Annotated in this window: 15 protein-coding genes and 2 pseudogenes; 10 read left to right on the top strand and 7 right to left on the bottom strand. The window is 57.6% G+C overall.

Annotation, left to right across the window (positions count from 1 at the left end; all coding sequences use genetic code 11):
• Nucleotides 1–21: 21 nt before the first annotated feature.
• The 6 genes and pseudogenes from I9H09_RS00400 to I9H09_RS00385 all read right to left on the bottom strand — a co-directional run bounded on the left by I9H09_RS00400 (nt 22) and on the right by I9H09_RS00385 (nt 7,021).
• Complete coding sequence (locus I9H09_RS00400) at nt 22–1,776, bottom strand: ABC transporter permease (protein ID WP_005894963.1); 1,755 nt, start codon at nt 1,774–1,776, stop codon at nt 22–24.
• A 471-nt stretch (nt 1,777–2,247) separates the two neighbouring features.
• The gene (locus I9H09_RS27020) at nt 2,248–2,952 is read right to left on the bottom strand and encodes a methyl-accepting chemotaxis protein (protein WP_413038545.1); all 705 of its coding nucleotides are present in this window, start codon (nt 2,950–2,952) and stop codon (nt 2,248–2,250) included.
• 198 nt (nt 2,953–3,150) lie between these two features.
• Nucleotides 3,151–4,137 (bottom strand): annotated as a pseudogene (locus I9H09_RS27015) (methyl-accepting chemotaxis protein); the annotation flags it as partial.
• Nucleotides 4,138–4,351: 214 nt separating this feature from the next.
• Nucleotides 4,352–5,113 carry a methyl-accepting chemotaxis protein gene (locus I9H09_RS27010; RefSeq protein ID WP_413038544.1) on the bottom strand — a complete coding sequence of 254 codons (762 nt, stop codon included), beginning with the start codon at nt 5,111–5,113 and terminating at the stop codon, nt 4,352–4,354.
• 108 nt (nt 5,114–5,221) lie between these two features.
• Nucleotides 5,222–5,389, bottom strand: a pseudogene (locus I9H09_RS27005) (HAMP domain-containing protein); the annotation flags it as partial.
• Nucleotides 5,390–6,799: 1,410 nt separating this feature from the next.
• Complete coding sequence (locus tag I9H09_RS00385; protein WP_005894955.1) at nt 6,800–7,021, bottom strand: DUF6555 family protein; 222 nt, start codon at nt 7,019–7,021, stop codon at nt 6,800–6,802.
• A 425-nt stretch (nt 7,022–7,446) separates the two neighbouring features.
• On the opposite strand from I9H09_RS00385, the gene I9H09_RS00380 reads away from it, so the two are divergent.
• From I9H09_RS00380 to I9H09_RS00370, 3 genes are all read left to right on the top strand, one after another.
• Nucleotides 7,447–8,328, top strand: a complete 882-nt coding sequence (locus tag I9H09_RS00380) for a manganese catalase family protein (RefSeq protein WP_005894953.1) — start codon at nt 7,447–7,449, stop codon at nt 8,326–8,328.
• Nucleotides 8,329–8,394: 66 nt separating this feature from the next.
• The gene (locus I9H09_RS00375) at nt 8,395–8,592 is read left to right on the top strand and encodes a hypothetical protein (RefSeq protein WP_005894950.1); all 198 of its coding nucleotides are present in this window, start codon (nt 8,395–8,397) and stop codon (nt 8,590–8,592) included.
• Nucleotides 8,593–8,698: 106 nt separating this feature from the next.
• Nucleotides 8,699–9,196, top strand: a complete 498-nt coding sequence (locus tag I9H09_RS00370) for a YciE/YciF ferroxidase family protein (RefSeq protein WP_005894948.1) — start codon at nt 8,699–8,701, stop codon at nt 9,194–9,196.
• 95 nt (nt 9,197–9,291) lie between these two features.
• On the opposite strand, the gene I9H09_RS00365 is transcribed toward I9H09_RS00370, so the two are convergent.
• Nucleotides 9,292–9,810, bottom strand: coding sequence for a DUF4142 domain-containing protein (locus I9H09_RS00365; protein WP_122325414.1), 519 nt, complete (start codon nt 9,808–9,810; stop codon nt 9,292–9,294).
• A 351-nt stretch (nt 9,811–10,161) separates the two neighbouring features.
• On the opposite strand from I9H09_RS00365, the gene I9H09_RS00360 reads away from it, so the two are divergent.
• The 7 genes from I9H09_RS00360 to I9H09_RS00330 all read left to right on the top strand — a co-directional run bounded on the left by I9H09_RS00360 (nt 10,162) and on the right by I9H09_RS00330 (nt 18,211).
• Nucleotides 10,162–11,610, top strand: coding sequence for an iron-containing redox enzyme family protein (locus I9H09_RS00360; RefSeq protein WP_122367254.1), 1,449 nt, complete (start codon nt 10,162–10,164; stop codon nt 11,608–11,610).
• Nucleotides 11,607–12,551 (top strand): methyltransferase, encoded by a 945-nt coding sequence (locus I9H09_RS00355; protein WP_122346806.1) that lies wholly within the window; start codon nt 11,607–11,609, stop codon nt 12,549–12,551. The genes I9H09_RS00360 and I9H09_RS00355 overlap by 4 nt, the downstream gene beginning before the upstream one ends.
• Before the next feature lie 174 nt (nt 12,552–12,725).
• On the top strand, nt 12,726–13,139 hold the full coding sequence (locus tag I9H09_RS00350) for a VOC family protein (protein ID WP_005894940.1): 414 nt from the start codon (nt 12,726–12,728) through the stop codon (nt 13,137–13,139).
• A 150-nt stretch (nt 13,140–13,289) separates the two neighbouring features.
• Nucleotides 13,290–15,434: a TonB-dependent receptor gene (locus I9H09_RS00345; RefSeq protein ID WP_235662924.1), complete on the top strand. Its 2,145-nt coding sequence runs from the start codon at nt 13,290–13,292 to the stop codon at nt 15,432–15,434.
• Nucleotides 15,434–16,213, top strand: coding sequence for an ABC transporter ATP-binding protein (locus I9H09_RS00340; protein WP_053931731.1), 780 nt, complete (start codon nt 15,434–15,436; stop codon nt 16,211–16,213). Before I9H09_RS00345 ends, I9H09_RS00340 begins: the two co-directional genes overlap by 1 nt.
• 1 nt (nt 16,214) lies before the next feature.
• Nucleotides 16,215–17,174 (top strand): ABC transporter substrate-binding protein, encoded by a 960-nt coding sequence (locus I9H09_RS00335; protein ID WP_122312991.1) that lies wholly within the window; start codon nt 16,215–16,217, stop codon nt 17,172–17,174.
• Nucleotides 17,171–18,211: a FecCD family ABC transporter permease gene (locus I9H09_RS00330; RefSeq protein WP_122346804.1), complete on the top strand. Its 1,041-nt coding sequence runs from the start codon at nt 17,171–17,173 to the stop codon at nt 18,209–18,211. The genes I9H09_RS00335 and I9H09_RS00330 overlap by 4 nt, the downstream gene beginning before the upstream one ends.
• Nucleotides 18,212–18,230 lie beyond the last annotated feature (19 nt).

Raw genomic sequence — 18,230 nt, 5'->3', positions numbered from 1 at the left:
CTTAAACAAGATGACCCAAGGTCACACAAGACTCAGACGTCGCTCGGCAAACCCGTACAGCGGGCGCCACAACAACCGGTTGAAAGCAATCACGAAGACCGACATCACGACGATGCCCAGTGCGACGCGCGGAAAATCCCCCGCCTGTGTCGCGTTGGCGATGTACGAACCCAGCCCTGCCGCCTGCAGATGCTGATCGCCCCATGACACCGCTTCGGCGACAATGCTGGCGTTCCACGAACCGCCCGAAGCGGTCAACGCCCCAGTGACGTAGTAGGGGAACACGCCCGGCAGGGCCACACGGCGCCACCACTGCCAGCCGCGCATGTTGAACATGCTGGCCGCCTCACGCAGATCGGTCGGCAAGGCACTGGCCCCGGCGATCACGTTGAACAGGATGTACCACTGGGTACCGAGGACCATCAGCGGCGAGAGCCAGATGTCCGGATTCAGGTGCAAGCCGGCAATCGCGATCACTGCAAACGGGAACAGGACGTTGGCCGGAAACGCCGCCATGAATTGCGCAACTGGCTGCAACCGCTCGGCCCACACTGGACGCAGACCAATCCACACCCCGATCGGCACCCAGATCAGGCTGGCGATGATGATCAACACAATCACCCGCAACATGGTCGCCAGGCCCAGACCAAACGCCGTGGCCATGTCGCTCAGGCCCAGCGAGGCCTCGATGAACCGGAACAGGTACGTACCACCGGCCAGGCAACCGGCCATGACCAGCCCCAGCCACAGATAATCGATCAACCGCGACACGGCGGGCGTGGGCCTGACCTTCCAGACGTTCGACAGCACGCGCCAGTCGATCAGCATCAGGCCCTTCCACGGGGCGGCCAGCAGCGCGCCGAGCATGGGCGCCAGACGAGAGCGACGCAGCAGGCTGTACATCCAGGAGCGCGGACGCTTCGACGACGCCGTCTGCTCAAAGCGGAATTTGTCCGCCCAGGCGACAATCGGACGAAACAGCAATTGGTCGTAGGCGAGGATCACCAGCGCCATTGCGCCCACTGCCCAGGCAATGGCCATGAGGTTCTTCTGCTCAATGGCCAACGCCAGCCACGAACCGATGCCCGGCAGATTGACGGTGGTATCGCCCACCGAAATCGCCTCGCAGGCCACCACGAAAAACCAGCCTCCGGACATCGACATCATCATGTTCCAGACCAGCCCGGGAATGGCGAACGGCAGCTCCAGCCGGGTAAAACGAAGCACGGGCGACAGGCCGAACTGGCGGCTGACTTCGCTCAGGTCACTCGGTACGGTGCGCAACGACTGATAGAAACTGAATGCAATATTCCACGCCTGGCTGGTAAAAATGGCGAAGATGGCGGCGCACTCGACGCCCAGTTGCCGACCGGGAAACAGGCCCATGAAAAACGTGACGGTAAACGTCAGAAACCCCAGTACCGGAACCGACTGAAGAATATCCAGCGCCGGAATAATCACCTGTTCAGCCTTGCGACTCTTTGCCGCCAGCGTGGCCACCACAAAGGTAAAAACCAACGAAGCCGCCAGCGCGATAAACATGCGCAAAGTGGTACGCCAGGCATACTCAGGCAACCGCGCGGGGTCGAGGCTTACCGGGCTTGAAGTCAGTACGTCAATTGGCTGCAGCATCTGGCCTGCGCCATACAGCAACAGCCCGACAAACACCGCCAGCAGGACCAGACAGACACCATCGGCCCAATACGTATTACGCGCACCGTGTTTGATAAAACGGGGCGCTCGCAGGCTTTTACCGAATTCAAATATTGAATGCATAGCTCACCTCGAATCGGCTGCACAGGCACGGCCCGGCCAGCTTTATAAGCAGACGGGCTCTCAGCGATTACAAATAAAGGGCAATAGTGGTTGCCGGATAATGAGGACAAGCTTATAGAGTTTCGAACAACTGTTAAAACCTGCAAAAGTAGGTCATGTTGATCCGTCTGTATGCGTTATATATACGAACGTATAGTTATCTAATAAGTGTGTTCATGCCTGTGCTGATAATCAGACCTTGAGTCAGCGGCGTGGCGCAGAGGTGTGGCGCGGAGCGTCACGAAATGCGTTACCACGCTGGAGCGCGGGAACGATAGGCGACTGGAAGAACACTATCGTCCCCCACTTGGAACACCATCGTGCCCATGCTCCGCGTGGGTATGCATTTCTGGACGCTCCGCGTCCGACCTCGGGTCAGAGGTGCGGCGCAGAGCGTCACGAAATGCGTTCTGCAGCTTCGCGGTGGCTGGATCAAACGCGGAAGTGGCTGACCATCATCTGCAACTGGCCACCCAGGCGGGCCAGTTCAACGCTGGACGCGGCTGTTTCTTCGCTGGCTTCTGCTGTCTGTTCGGATACGTCGCGTACGTTGACGATGCTGCGGCTGATTTCGTCTGCAACCGAGCTTTGCTGCTCGGCCGCCGCCGCGATCTGCTGGTTCATCGCCTGAATGCTCGACACGGTCCTGGTGATGCTTTCCAGTGAAGTACCAGCCTTGCGGGTCAGCTCGACACTGCTGTCGGTCAACGTGCGGCTGCCCAGCATGATGCCCGACACCTGGCGGGTGCCGTTCTGCAGGGCAGCGACCAGGCCTTCGATCTCCTCGGTAGACTGCTGGGTACGCTGAGCAAGACCGCGAACTTCATCGGCAACTACAGCAAAACCACGACCCGCCTCACCGGCACGCGCAGCCTCGATAGCCGCATTGAGCGCGAGCAGGTTGGTCTGCTCGGCAACCGCCTTGATCACGTCCATGACCTTGCCGATCTTGTCGCTTTCCTGCTCCAGGACATTCATGGCATCAGATGAACGAGCCACTTCAGCGGCCAGTCGTTCGATCTGGTCAATGGCTTCGCCGACCACCCTGTCACCCTCGCGAGCCTGCCTGTCGGCATCAGAGGCGGCTACGGAAGCCTGCTCGGCATTGCGTGCCACTTCATGGACGGTCGCGGACATCTCTTGCATTGCTGTGGCGACCTGATCGGTTTCCACCTTCTGGCTATTGACCCCGGCGCTGGCCTGCTCGGTGACCGCCGACAGTTCCTCGGCCGCGCTGGCAATCTGCGTGACGCCATCGCGAATACCGGAAATCAGCTCGCGCAGGGTGGTGCCCATGCGCTGAATGCCCTGTTGCAACACGCCCAGCTCATCGCGTCGGGTGATGGCGTCGGTGTGTGTCAGGTCGCCGGAAGCAATGCGCTCGACAATTGCCAGCGTATCGCGCAACGGACGGGTGATCTGACGCGTGATCACGACAGCAGCGAGAATGCCCAGCAGCATAACCAGCAATACGCAGCCCAGCTGCAGGTTCCGCGCTCGTGCGGCATCCTCCTTGGCAAGCTGCATCTGAATGCCATACAGCTGCTCGCCAAGCTGGACGATGGCCGCGCCTTGAGCGGTCAGGTCTTTACGGACCGCGCCGGCTGTCTGGGTCGTCACCTTGAACGCTTCGACCGAGCCGCGATAACTGCGCAGGGCCGTTTCCAGCCGTACTATCTGCTCGCGATTGGTCGCGTCAAAAGTGGATTTGAGTGCGTCCAGGTGGCCGATCGCAGTATCCAGTTGCTGGAAGACCGCTTTCTCAAACTTCTCATCCGGTTTCACGGTATAGCTGCGAACTTCGTTACCCACCAGAAGCAGGTCCTGCCGGGCCGTATTAACCAACAGGATCTGATCGAAACGCGTCGGCTCCGAAGGGTCCGTCTGTATCACGGCGGTGTTCAGCGATTCAATCGTCTGCGCTGCAGCTGCCGCATTGACTGCCATCTCGGTCCGAACCTTGGAACCGGCCTGATAAGCCGCACGCATGCGGGTGAGCGAGGCTTCGTAATCGCGTGTGACATCAGCCAGCTCGCCCAGAGGTTTGAGGTTGAGCGGGTTGCTGAATCTTTTCAGAAGCGATTGTTGTTGCGTCTTGAAAACGTCCAGTTTGTTTTGCATGTTCTGGGCGGCGGTTTCATCGCCATCGGTGAGCATGTATTGCAGACGCGCGACCCGCAACGAGGTCAGGTTATCCCCAAGTTGAGTGATGTCACCGATTCTGTCGGTGCGGTAGATGAGTTTGTCGAGGCTGGTCCAGCCGACGAAAGCGAGGACGGCAGTAAAAAAAAGAACGGTCCCAAAGCCCAAGGCCAACTTCATGTTGACGCTGATATTGGCAAATCTGCTGTTCATAACATCTCCTGAATATGCTTTTTTATGCGCACTGAAGGAGCTGAAGATTTGTTTTTATGGACAGCAAACCCGCGCGCCAGAGCTATCGGCCGCAGACAAGCAAAACTTGATCAAAAAAAAGAATCAACGTTAGGCCGTTGATTCAGGTGAAGACAGGGGGGCTGTGAGCCCCCCAGTCATATCAGGCATTCAGCTTGAAGCGCGCAACCACATTGCGCATGTCGTGCGCCACACGTGCCAGCTCTTCGGCAGTCACGGCGTTGTTATCGATACCCATCATCAACGTCCCGGAGCTGTTACGGATCTCCATAACGTTACGGTTTATGTCCTCGGAAACAGCATGCTGCTGCACGGCGGCGCTGGCGATCTGCGTGTTCATCTCGACGATCCGCTCGACGCCCTGACTGATGCTCGACAGGCTGCCGGAGGCTTCGCTGGCAGCGCTGATGCACGCCTGAGCCTTGTGTTGGCCGGCCTGCATCTGCTGAACAGCAGCGTCGGTTGCACCCTGCAATTGCTGAATGATGGTGCGGATTTCTTCGGTGGATGCCTGAGTGCGCGATGCCAGCGTGCGAACCTCATCGGCGACGACCGCAAAGCCGCGCCCCTGCTCACCGGCACGCGCTGCTTCGATGGCAGCGTTGAGCGCCAACAGGTTGGTCTGGTCAGCAATGGTGCTGATGACCTGGATGACGCCGCCAATCGACTGGCTGTGCAGGGCCAGCGCTTGAACCTTCTGAGCACTGACTTCAACCTCTCCGGCCAGCGCCTGGATGGTCGAGTGGGCCTGATGCATGATGCGCAGGCCGTTCCGCGAGGCTGTGTTCGCCTCGTCCGCAGCCAGCGCTGCACCTTCGGTGTTCTGCGCCACATCGGCAACGCTTGCGGTCATCTCGTTGATCGCTGTGGCCACCTGCTCGGTTTCGGCCTGCTGGGCGTTCATCGACTGCTTGGCCAGGCCGATTGAAGTACCCAATCGTGCGGCCACATCGGACAGTTCATACGACGTACGATCCATGTGCGAGATGGAGCTGGCGAACGCCTCTGCCATCAGGTTGAGACCATTACCGATATCAGCGACTTCGTCCTTGCTGACCACCTGAACGCGAGCGCTCAGATCACCGTCGGCCAAGCGGCGGGTGACACCCAGCAGGCTGTCGATGGCCAGACGCAGAGCGCGGTAGATGCTGAGGAACGCGTAGAACAACAGCAGCCCCATCACTACGCACATGCCGATCACGACTTCGCGCTGCAACAGCAATGCGTCGTAACGCGAGTCCAATTCATTTTTCAGCGCAATCTGAATATCGTCCTGAGCTTTATAGAGGCCCGACACTGCGACGTTGCCGCGCGCACTCAGTGCCAGGCCCTGCTCTGCTGAGAAATTTGTGCCCTTTACATAAGCCTGCAAATCGCTGCGAAAACTGTCCATCGTGGTAGTGGCAACCGCGATGGACTCACCGACATGGCTGGCAAGTTCTGGAGCGCGACGCTTCAGCAGCCGGATACTTTGCTCCAGCTCACCACGAAATTGCAGTTCGTTCTTCAACAGGCCCTCAAGCGAACCACGCATTGTCGGGCTCAGGCCCTGGCCGGTACTCAGCCCTGCAGTAAGCCCGCGGATCTGCCCGGCGACGTTGATTTCTCGGGGCATACGGATGGTGCTCAGATCGATCAAGAACAACGATGCGTAATCTTCGTCCAACACCAGGCCCGACGTGGCCGAAACGTAGTAGATAAAGTTCAGCGTCTGGGCCAGTTGATCATTCCACTGCGCGAACAGCTCGTCCGGGGCTGCGCCCGGCTTGACGCTATCCATCAGAGATCGAGCGCCGTCACGAAGACGCTGCACGCGACTCTCTGTTTCTAGCGCGGCGCCTTGGCGAGCATCCACATCAGCGAGGTTGTTGAAGGCGGCGTCGAGTTGTGTCCGGTTGGTGCTCAGGTCCTGCGCGGCAGAGGCATCACCAGAGAGCAGACGGTTAGTGTGCGCTCGCTGCAGCATTGAAAGTCGCAGGATGGGTGTCACGACCTGCAGATATTCACGGCCGGTGCGTTCTTGCGAAATAGAGTCGATGCTGGTGTTCAGGCTGTCGAAAACGCGCAGCCCGAGGACGATTAACGGTATGGCGATGATGATGGCCAGAACGGCGAATTTGGCAGGGAAGCGCAAGCGATTGGTGAGGTAGATGCCCGGCGACAGAATGTTCATGTTGTTCTCTTTTAGATAGGGAGGCCTGATACGGCTAAAAGAACTCCTTTCTTCGTATCTCGACAGATGCCAAAAGCCATGTTTAACCACGCTGAGTAGGGACGCCCACCCAGATGAAGGCAATGTGATATCACTTCAGAGCTAAGCCTCCATAGGAAGTTCAATGATGACCGTCATCTGATACCGGGCTATCGGCGAAGCAGCGTCAAACGTGAACAGGATAAAAACGGAAGGGGGACAAAAGGAGGTCAAGCACCTGCGTATCATTCGTAGATACTGATCAAAAAGAGTGTTTTCAGATCAAAAATGCATAAATAAAACGTTTCAAGTCGATCAATGACTGACGTGGCTGCACGCCGTCATGCGGCATCGTGCCGCACGACGGTGTGCATCATGCTGTAGTGAACCTGAGGCGCTTCACGCCTGGGCCCACTCCACATTTGAAAGCCCGAGCTTTTCAGCCTGGGGTTTGCTCAGCTTTGGTACTGGATCAGAACGGTATTTGGGAATCGCACCGAATCCCGCATCCACTGATGCCCAATGCCAGGCTTCTCTGTTGTCCATGACACCTGCTCTTACATAGAACGTTTTGTAACTGCCATGCAGCAGGTAATCAATACGGTAGTGTTTTTCAGCCATTGTGCAGCTCCTGCTTTGTCGACTCGAAAAACAGATCGCGGCGTTTTCGAAAAATTCAAAATATTAACACCATCATGTAAGTGATAGCATGTAGCCACCTTAAAGAGCTTGGGCAAGACCCGGACGAAGACTTTAATCAACTAATAGTCTTTTCTTATAAGCACTCTTTTTGAAATATTTCACCCGTCGAGCCCCCTTCGCTGAGCGCCCCGCTGCGCCCGGTGTTCAGTGACTTACGCGTCGATCCTGTAGGACAACCAAGATAACTAAATTCTATTGAACTCGTTATTTGACACCGTTCATCCCATGAATTGAAAGTTATGAGCAACGTTTACAGGCCTCTCTTTTCATAACCAATGACTGCGTTGAATCGGCCCATTCACATGGGTTAACGCTTCCCAAGAAACAAAGCCTGAGGAAACGACATGTTCATTCATAACAAACGACTTCAATATACCGTTCGTGTAGCACGCCCTAACCCTGGACTCGCCAATCTGCTACTGGAGCAGTTCGGCGGCGCACAAGGTGAATTGGCAGCTGCGGGACGCTACTTCACACAAGGGCTGAGCGAAGATGATCCAGGCCGTAAAGACCTGTTGATGAGCATCGCTACCGAGGAACTCAGCCACCTCGAAATCGTAGGCTCGATTATCGTCATGCTGAACAAAGGTGCCAAAGGCCAACTGGCTGAAGGCATCGAAGAAGAAGGTGAGCTGTACCGCGCTATCAACGGCAATGGCAATGACTCACACATCACCAGCCTGTTGTACGGTGCCGGTGCGCCTTTGACCAACTCGGCCGGTGTGCCGTGGACCGCTGCTTACATCGACACCATTGGTGAGCCGACTGCCGACTTCCGCTCCAACGTCGCCGCCGAAGCACGCGCCAAGATCGTTTACGAGCGCTTGATGAACGTCACCGATGACCCAGGCGTAAAAGAAGCACTGGGCTTCCTGATGACCCGTGAGATCGCTCACCAGTTGTCATTCGAAAAAGCCCTGCACGCCATTCAGCCTAACTTCCCACAAGGCAAACTGCCGGGTATGCCGGAATTCACCAACAAGTACTTCAACATGTCCGGTGAGCCGAATGTACGTGGCCCCTGGAATCAGGGCGGCGAGTGGGAGTTCGTCGAGTCGCCTCAGCCAGCGGTCGACGGTGGTGATGGTTCTGCCTCTGTAACCCTGGATGCCAAAGACGCAGAGGTTCTGGAAATGATGAAGGAACGGACCATGTCCGACCCGACCTCCAACCCTATTACCGGTGCTGACCTTGGGTCGGGCTTTGTTCAGGGCAAAGATCTTTGAGGACTGCTTCTTAAAGAAGCTGACTTATAAAAGAGAGCTCTGATACCGCGATCAGGAGAAAGGATCATGAAGCAAACACGCTCCAGCAAGCACTTTTCGCCTGATGGCGAACTCGGGAATGCACTGACAGATGCGGTATTCGTGAATGGGCTTCGTGCCTTTGAGGCACAGGCGCTTCTGGCACGCAGGGGGTTTCAGGTGGTCATGGCTGCCAAAGTCTTCGGCGTCGGAACGTTGCTGGACAACAACCTGCCCAGACGCTGATCAACCCGTCTTCAGCTGCACTTTTCAACCTGTTGCAACCCCACAAGCGAGGCTGACTTTTAGCCTCGCTTGTGGATAACTTCATGTGCAAAAAAGGATCATCTGCATGGCTCGTACTACGATAAAAGACCTGTTTATTCACGAACTTTCTGACGTGTACAGCGCTGAGAAGCAAATCACCAAGGCTCTCCCGCGGCTGGCTCGTGCATCCACTAATCCGCTGTTGGCCGAAGCATTCAAGGCTCACCTGGAAGAGACCAATGGGCAGATCGAGCGAATCGATCAGTTGGTGGAAGCCGAAGGCCTGAAACTCAAGCGCATGAAATGCGTGGCAATGGAAGGCTTGATCGAAGAGAGCAAGGAGCTGCTGGACGAGATCGAAAAAGGCGAAGTTCTGGACGCAGGATTGATCGGCGCTTGCCAGAAGGTCGAGCATTACGAGATCGCCAGTTACGGCACGCTCATCGCAATGGCCAAGCACTTGGGGATGAAAGAGGCAGTGAAACTGCTCAGTGCCACATTGGCCGAAGAGAAAGGCGCTGACGAGAAGCTGACGGCTATCGCCGAACAGGGCGGCAATCAGGCAGCCACTTCAAGTAAATAGTTTCAAGCAGATAAGTAGTGAACGTATATGTAACCGCCTGACCTGAGCAAAACAGTTCAGGCCAGGCGGTCTATCTGAATTTACATCCAGTCACATTATTGCTTGGCAGCGCTGCCGCCGTGCGCAGCAGCCAGCTTTTTGGCGTGATCCAGATGCTTTTCCAGGGTAGGAAGAGTTTCTTTGGCGAAGGCTTTCAACTCTGCGTCCTTGCCATTCTCGGCTTCTTCTTTGTACAGCTTGATGGCTTCTTCGTGCGCAACAACCTGGTTGTTCGCATAGGCTTGATCAAACGACTTTCCGCGCATTTCCAGAATCATCGCTTTGGCCTTGTCCATCAACATAGGGTCAGTCGACACTTCGATCGACTTTTTCTTGGCAATCGCGTCCAGTTTCTCATTGGCAGCCGTGTGATCTTTGACCATCTGCTGAGCAAACTCTTTTACGTCCGCAGCTACGCCTTTTTCATCCTGGGCCAATTTGCCTACCTGAACTTCCGCGATGCCTTTGGCAGACGCGTCTTCTACAAAGTCATCAGGGTCCTGGGCAGCAACGGCCATCTGGGAACCCAGCGTAAGTACAGCGGCAATGGCGCTCATACGAAAATAGTTGGTCATTTTCGGTCATCCTTTTTGGCAAGCTTTTGTGGAGTAAACATGCTGTCGTTATCGACGGCATACAGATTCGGACCTGCCTCAAAAACCTGCGTTCCGAGTTTTTTCATTCCTTCTTGCCATGCTTGCCGAGCGCTACTCAGCGCCCTGTCCATACAACCTGAATTCCGATTTCCATCCCGATATTTGCCTTCTTGGCATAACGCCGTATGCCTGGAGGGCCACCTATCGGTCCTCTGCAAAATGCGCTGAATTTCTGGCTGTCTGTACACTCCCTTCTCTACGCTTTATAGAAAACAGAAAGTCCTGCGTGACCGCGTCTATGTGATTTTCAACTGCCGAGGTACGATTTTCATGACGTCTCTTCAAGTGATGAACGGCACAGCCGTCGTCAAAACCGTCGTTGAAGAAGCCCGTTCAAAAACCATCTACCACTCATGGATGAATGATCGAGCTCCAGAACATCAACATGATGCGGTCACCTTTCTGAACCACTGCCTTGCCCGCGCAGAGCGAGAAAACAGTGATCTTCCGACGCAACCGGAAGTACTGGAGCAGTGGATGGAGCACAACGTTGGCGTCGTTGCAGATCAATATGCGCGCTATCTGGAACAGCGCCGTAATGGTGAGCCACGGCGTTTTTTCAAGAACAAGTCGCAAGCGATGTATTTCATTCAGCACGTTGCGCCGGTCAAGCTAGTGGATGGGTCCTGGTTGTACGGGCTGTTGCCACACTGGGCGGACTACCGGTTTCACGGCCTGATTCGCACGTACCTGGAAGAGCTGGGGGATGGTGAGCAGGCGCAGAACCACGTGTCGCTGTATCGCAAACTGCTGGCCGATCTCGATTGCGACACTAGCGCCCCGCTGCCGGATGAAGCGTACCTGCAAGCGGCCATCCAGCTTTCGCTGGGCCAGTTGAGTGATCAGTACCTTCCTGAAGTCATTGGCTACAATTTGGGCTATGAACAACTGCCGCTGCATTTGTTGATTACCTCGTTCGAGCTGAACGAGCTGGGGATCGATCCTTATTACTTTACTCTGCACGTCACCATCGATAACGCCAGTACCGGGCATGCCCGCAAAGCGGCGCAGAGCGTCCTCGAGTTGATGCCGGTAGGTCAGGAGCGCGACGAGTTTTATCGACGTGTCGCCAATGGTTATCGCTTGAACGAGCTGGGCATGGGCTCCCGCGAGGTCATTCAGTCGTTCGATCTCGAGCAGGAAGTTGTGGCCATGCTCGAGCGCAAGCGCACGTTCGGTCAGCATATGCATTCCGACTACTGCCGTCTGGATGGAAAAACAGTCAATGAGTGGCTGGCCGAGCCGGATCAGATTCCGGAGTTTCTTGCTGTGCTGGAGAACCGGGGCTGGATCAAGCGTCACGAAGACCCTATTCACAGCCGTTTCTGGAAGTTGTTCGAAGGCGCTGGTGCGCCGATGTTCGGCGTGTTCAACGGCTACGAAAAACAGCTGGTGCATGACTGGATTGCTGGCGATTGGCTGCCGGACGGCAGCGCCCAGCCATCGACCGGCAAGCGGTTGCCCGAGGCATTTCGTTCGCGCTTTCGCAACGTTCAAACCGGCGCTCAACCAGCGCCGGCGCTGGCAATCACTGCTCAGGAAACCGATCCGGATGTACGCGAATTGCACATGAAGCTGGAGTCAGCGTCGGCCACTGAAAAGATGTCTACCCTGATCGAAAGCATGTCGCCAGCGCGTCATGCAACGGCCGCCGGACTGCACGCCACGCGCCTGTTTGTCAGCAGCATGACGGAACGAATGACTGGAGCACACGCATGAGCCACCCGCTGCCTGACCGTAATGCATTGATCGCTCTGGCAGAACGCCTGAAGACCAACGGCTACCACTTCATCACGCCCACTCCGTTGACCCACGAGCGTGTGAATCAGCGCCCGGAAAATCGCACTGCTGCGTCATTGCGAGATGTGTTCGGCTGGAGCCGTCAGATCCCGGAGTCAATGCTGCCTGCCGAGGAAGCGCAAGGCCTGCTGGAGGCCGGTGTGCTTGAACGCAGCGACGGCGGTTTGAAGAGCCGGGTGAGGTTTTCAAGCCTGGATGATCTGCTGTTGATGCATTCGGCTTTCCCGACGTCGGATGAGGACTCGGTATTCTTCGGCCCTGATACCTACCGTTTTGCTCAATCCATCAATCGTCACCTGCAAGACACATCGCAGGTGATCAGCCGCGCTGTAGACATCGGCTGTGGCACCGGTGCCGGAGGTTTGCTGATCGCCGTTGCACGCCCCGACGCGCAGGTATTTGCCGTCGACATTAATCCCAAAGCGCTGCACTTTGCCCAGACCAATGCCGCGTTGGCCGGGCTGGAAAATGTTGAGTGCTGCCAGAGCGATATCCTTTCGGGCGTCACCGGTACGTTCGACCTGATAGTCGCCAACCCGCCTTACATGAAAGACGCCAAACGCCGGGCCTATCGCCACGGCGGTGATGCACTGGGGGCAGACCTGTCGGTGCGCATCGTGCGCGAGTCACTGGATCGGCTGACACCTGGCGGCTCGCTGGTGCTGTACACCGGCGTAGCAATGGTGGGCGAACATGATCCGTTTCTGGAGTCGGTGCGAGGCGATATCAGTCACTCTGCGTTGGCTTGGACCTATCGAGAACTTGATCCGGATGTGTTCGGCGAAGAACTGCTGGAAGACGGATACGAGGACGTAGACCGTATTGCGGCGGTCGAACTGATAGTGACTCGCCGCGCGTGAAAAAGGGCAAGAAGCTGGCTGCCGTTATCTGTCGATAGATCGCTTGGATCGCGCATTCAGAAAATCGGAATTGGCCAGCCTGTCTGCGTCTCTGCAAGACTTGCCATAAGCCCTTGATCGACGCCCCTTGTTGATCAGGCTGATTTATCGCAAGTACGAAAAGGATGACGACGCATGCCACGACTCAACAGGATCATCGAGACCGCGCTCTACGTAGACGACCTTGTCGCAGCCAGAAGCTTTTACTCCGACACCCTTGAACTGGAGATCATGTTTGAAAGCCCTACACTGGTGGCTTTCAACGTCGGAGGTTCGAGCACGCTTTTGCTGTTCAAACGCGGGGCATCACTAGAGACGCAACACCTCAGCGGCGGCGAAATTCCCCCTCATGATGCGCAGGGACGCATCCATGTGTGCTTCGCCATCGATGCCGACCAGATGCAACCCTGGACTGACAGACTTGCTCGGGCCGAAGTAGCCATCGAAGGCCGCACCGAGTGGCCCAGAGGCGGCTCGAGCATTTATTTCCGCGACCCCGATGAGAATCTGCTTGAGCTGCTGACGCCAGGCTGCTGGGCGATCTACTGAGCGCAGTGCCGACAGAGCAAGGCAGGTGACTGAACAGAGAATCCTGACGCCTGCTGGGCTGATCGAGAAGCGTGTATGCCGACTCTAAAATGTTATGTTATAACACTTGCAGGTTATCAAACGCAGCCTTCCGAAGCGATCCTCAACTCCATGATCAGCCCCCTTTTCCGCTCCCGTCGTCTAGTCACAACGTTCTGTCTGCTGACCAGCAGTGTGGGTTATGCAAATGCTTCAGAACAGGTCGAGCTTGCTCCGTCCTCGATAAAAGCCACAGCCCGGTCGCAAGACGCAGAACATCTCGACTCCGTCAGCAGCACTGGCTCTCGCCTGCCGCTGACGGCGTTGCAGACTCCGGCGAGCACCAGTTCGCTCGATGGGGACGAAGTGCGCAGTCGCGGTGACGCCAACGTGCAGCAAGCCGTGGCACGCAGCCCCGGCATCACGGCTGTCGGTACACCCGGCGACGGAGGCACTGCTCTGTCTGCGCGTGGTTTCACAGGCCAGGGGTCGGTGATGCAACTGTATGACGGCAGCCGCATGTACAGCGCGATGGGTACCGTCACCATGCCCGTTGACACCTGGGCAATCGACCGCATTGATGTGTTACGCGGCCCGGCCTCTGTGCTGTATGGCGAAGGTGCGACGGGCGCGGTGATCAATGTGATCCCCAAGAAACCCTTCGAAGGCGATATCGAGAACCACCTGCGCCTTGGCTACGGCTCTTACGATAGCCGGCAGACAGCGCTCGACAGCGGCGGCTCGTTGACCGATCAACTGAGCTATCGCCTGAACCTGAATCAGCTGCACAGCAACGGCTGGATCGATAACGGCGACTCGCAAAGCACGTTCGTCAGTGGCGCTCTGCACTGGCAGGCCAGCGAAGACCTGTCGTTCACCCTCGCCCATGACGGTGGCAATCAGCGGCCCATGAACTACTTCGGCGTGCCGATGATCAACGGCCGCTACCACGAAGGCCTGCGCGACAAGAACTACAATATCGAGAACGACAAGCAGCATTACGACGATCAATGGACCCGGTTGACCACCGACTGGCAGATCTCCGATCAGGTGGCCTCATCCAACGAGCTTTACTACCTGACCTCGCACCGACGCTGGCAGAACGCCGAAAATTACAACTGGGACGCCGCCACTCAGCAACTGTCGCGCAGCGGCTATTTCAGCATCAAGCACAATCAGGAACAGGCCGGCGATCGCCAGACGTTTACCTTCAAACACAGCCTCGCCGGGCTGGACAGCCAGAGTGTGCTGGGCATGGATGTCAACCGCATCCGCTTCAAGCTGACCAACAATTCGCCCTACGACGATGTAAACCCGGCGGGCGACCCGGTCGATATCGAGAACCCCGCAGCGGGTCGGTTTCAGAGTGCTTCACCTTATTCGGAGCTTTTCAAAAGCACGACCCGACAACTGTCCGTGTTCGGCGAAAACCGTACGCAACTGAGCGACCAACTCTCGGTTATAACCGGCGTGCGGCGTGACTACGTGGATATCGAACGCAACAACCTGCGTGATGACAGCCGCACTGAAAAAGACCTGATCGGCAACAACTGGAAGGTTGGCCTGGTTTACGCGCTGACGCCGGACAGCTCCGCCTACGCTCAATATTCGACCAGCACAGATGGCGTGGGCAGCCTTGTCTCGCTCAACCCCACGCAGCAACAATTCGACCTGGCGACCGCCAGGCAATCGGAGCTGGGCTTCAAGCAAATGCTCTGGGATCAGCGTCTGGAGTGGACGCTGGCGGCCTACCATATCGTCAAGAAGAAGCTGCTCACCACCGATGCCGGTAATCCTGACCTCACCCAGCAGGTAGGCCAGCAGTCTTCCGACGGGCTTGAGGCGAGCCTGAAACTGCAACTGCCGCAGGATTGGGCGCTGACCGCCAACGCAGCCTTCGTTCGCGCCCACTATGACCAATTTGACCAGAGCGTATCGGGCGTAGCTGTATCGCGCGACGGCAACACGCCCGTCGATGTGCCAAAGCGCACGGCCAACCTGTGGCTCGACAAGCAGCTCGGCAGTTCTGTGCAGATCGGCGGCGGGCTGCGCTATGTCGACAGCCGGTACGCTGATATCGCCAACACCAGCAAACTGCCCGCCTACACCGTCGCCGATGCAAGCCTGTCCTGGAAAGCTCTGCGCAATACCACGCTCGGCTTACAGGCGCGCAACCTGTTTGATCGCCAATACGCAGCGAGCCAGTACAACGGCGGCCAGCAATGGATTCTCGGTGAGCCTCGCTCGCTGTACGTGACTGCGGACCTGAGTTTCTGATGCTTGCGATAGAGCGCCTCGCGTGGGCCCCGGAACAGGCGTCAGTCTGTGCGCACGAGCACTTCGCCCTGAAGGATATCGACCTGCAGATCGACACTGGCGAGTTCGTCGGCCTGATCGGTCCCAATGGCAGCGGCAAGACCAGCCTGCTGCGTTGCGCGTTCCGCTTCAGTCGTCCGCACAGCGGCAAGGTCGCCATCAGCGCTCACGATATCTGGTCGCGCAGCCCACGCTGGTGCGCCCGGCACGTTGCAGTGGTTGCCCAGGAATTTCCCGACGCATTCGGCCTGACGCTGCTGGACGTCACGAGCATGGGTCGCGCGCCGCATCAGGGTTTCTTCGCCCCTGACAGTGCGCACGACCGCGCCATTGTGCAAAAAGCCCTGACTGCCGTGGGCCTGGCAGGCTATGAACAGCACCGCTTCGACACGCTGTCCGGTGGTGAGAAGCAGCGCTGCCTGCTGGCGCGGGCACTGGTGCAAGAACCCAGGCTGATGGTGCTGGACGAGCCGACCAACCACCTGGACCCGCGTCATCAGCTGGAACTGCTGGGGATAGTCAAACAGCTTGGCGTCGCGACGCTGGCCAGCATTCACGACCTGAACCTGGCGGCAGCATTCTGTGATCGTCTGTGTGTCATTCATCACGGCCGGCTCATCGCCCAAGGCACACCTCGGGAAGTGCTGACCCCGGAAATGCTGCTCAACGTCTTCGGCGCCAAGGCGCTGGTCGACAATCATCCTTTGCGCGACTACCCGCGCATTACCTGGATCCCCTGAGATGAATGCCCTGTTCGCCCGGCTGACTTTGCTCACATTGCTGTGCAGCCCGATGGCGCAAGCCGACCCCACTGCCTACCCCGTCACCGTGCAAAGCTGCGACCGCTCGGTAACGTTCACGGGTGCGCCGCAGCGTGCGGTCAGCAACGATGTGAACCTCACCAAAATGATGGTCGCGCTGGGTTTGCAATCAAACATGGTGGGCTACAGCGGCATCACCGGCTGGAACAAACCTGATCAGGCTCTGTTGCGCGATCTTGGCAAACTGCCCGAGTTGGCCAGCAAATACCCGTCTCTGGAAACACTGCTCAACGCCAACGCCGACTTCTATTTTGCCGGCTGGAACTATGGCATGCGGGTGGGCGGCGACGTCACGCCGCAGAGCCTGGCACCCTTGGGCATCAAAGCCTACGAGCTGACCGAGTCCTGCGCGCAGATAATGCCGCGCGCCGAGGCGACGCTGGAGGATGTCTATAACGACCTGCTTAATCTGGGCCGGATATTCGACGTGCAAAACCGTGCAGAAACGCTGGTCGCACAAATGCGCCGCAGCGTGAGTGACGTCGAGGCAAGCGTTGCAGGCAAATCGCAGCCCAGGGTTTTTCTGTATGACAGCGGCGAAGACCGGCCCATGACCGCCGGCCGCCTGGCTATCCCCCAGGCACTGATCAGCGCCGCTGGCGGGCACAATGTGATGGGCGACGTGGACGCCAGCTGGACCCACGTCAACTGGGAGTCGGTGGTGCAAAGCAATCCCGAGGTGATCGTGATCGTCGACTATGGCGAAGTCAGCGCTGCGCAGAAACAGCACTTCCTCGAAAGCAACCCGGCCCTGCAGTCCATCGACGCGATCCGCAACCGACGCTATGTGGTACTGCCTTACGTAGCAGTGACGCCCGGGCTCGACAACGTCACGGCCATCGAAACACTTGCAGCAGCATTTCACGACGTGAAGCGATGACCTTGGCGCAGTGGCTGACAGAGCGCCCAAGCCGTTACACCGGTTTACTGATCGCCCTGACACTATTGCTGCTGACGTCCTGCGTGGTGTGCATCACCTTCGGCGCAGCGTCTGTGCCGTTGAACCGGGTGATGGGTATCCTGATGTTCAAACTGTTCGGCATTAACGAAAACCCCCAGCTCTGGACAGCGGGACAGGAAACCATCGTCTGGCTGATACGCACACCACGTGTGTTACTGGGCGTGCTGGCAGGTGCAGGGCTGGCGCTGATCGGCAGCGTCCTGCAAGCAGCAACCCGCAACCCTCTCGCCGACCCGCATTTGCTGGGAGCAACCTCCGGCGCGACGCTCGGCGCGGTGATCGTGGTCATGCACGTAGGGGAAGTGTTCGGCATGCTGACGTTGCCACTGGCTGCATTTGTCGGCTCGCTGGTCAGCCTGTGCCTGGTGCTGTGGCTGGCCAGCCATAAAGGCCGCCTAGACAGCCAGCGTCTGCTGCTCGGCGGAGTAGCCGTGTCCTTCGTGATGATGGCGATCGCCAACCTGTCGTTGTTTCTGGGCGACCACCGCGCCAGCTCCTCAGTGCTGTTCTGGATGCTCGGCGGGCTGGGGCTGGCGCGCTGGGAACTGCTGACCGTGCCATTGATCACGGTCCTGTCCGGCTGGGTGCTGTTGCAAGGGCTGGGTCGCTCCCTGAACGCCTTGATGGGCGGCGATCAAACCGCCACAAGCCTCGGCCTGCAAGTGCGCAACTTGCGCCTGCTGGTATTCCTGATCGCTTCACTGATGACTGGCGTACTGGTCGCCCTGTGCGGCTCCATAGGTTTTGTCGGCCTGATGGTGCCGCACATCGCCAGACGTCTGGTGGGTTCGGAGCACCGAAGACTGTTGCCCGTCGCCACCCTGCTGGGCGGGTTACTGATGATCTGGGTGGACGTCGTCTCCCGCACGCTGATCGCGCCTGAGGACTTGCCTATAGGTATCGCGACCGCATTGTTGGGCGGGATGTTTTTCATTTTCATGATGAAGCGGGGTTGAGGCTGCTCCGGACACACTT

Origin of the sequence: Pseudomonas tremae (assembly GCF_023278125.1) — a bacterium.
Classification (GTDB): Bacteria; Pseudomonadota; Gammaproteobacteria; order Pseudomonadales; family Pseudomonadaceae; genus Aquipseudomonas; species Aquipseudomonas tremae.
Note: the sequence above shows the minus strand (reverse complement) of the source record. Positions and strands in the feature narration are given on the sequence as shown.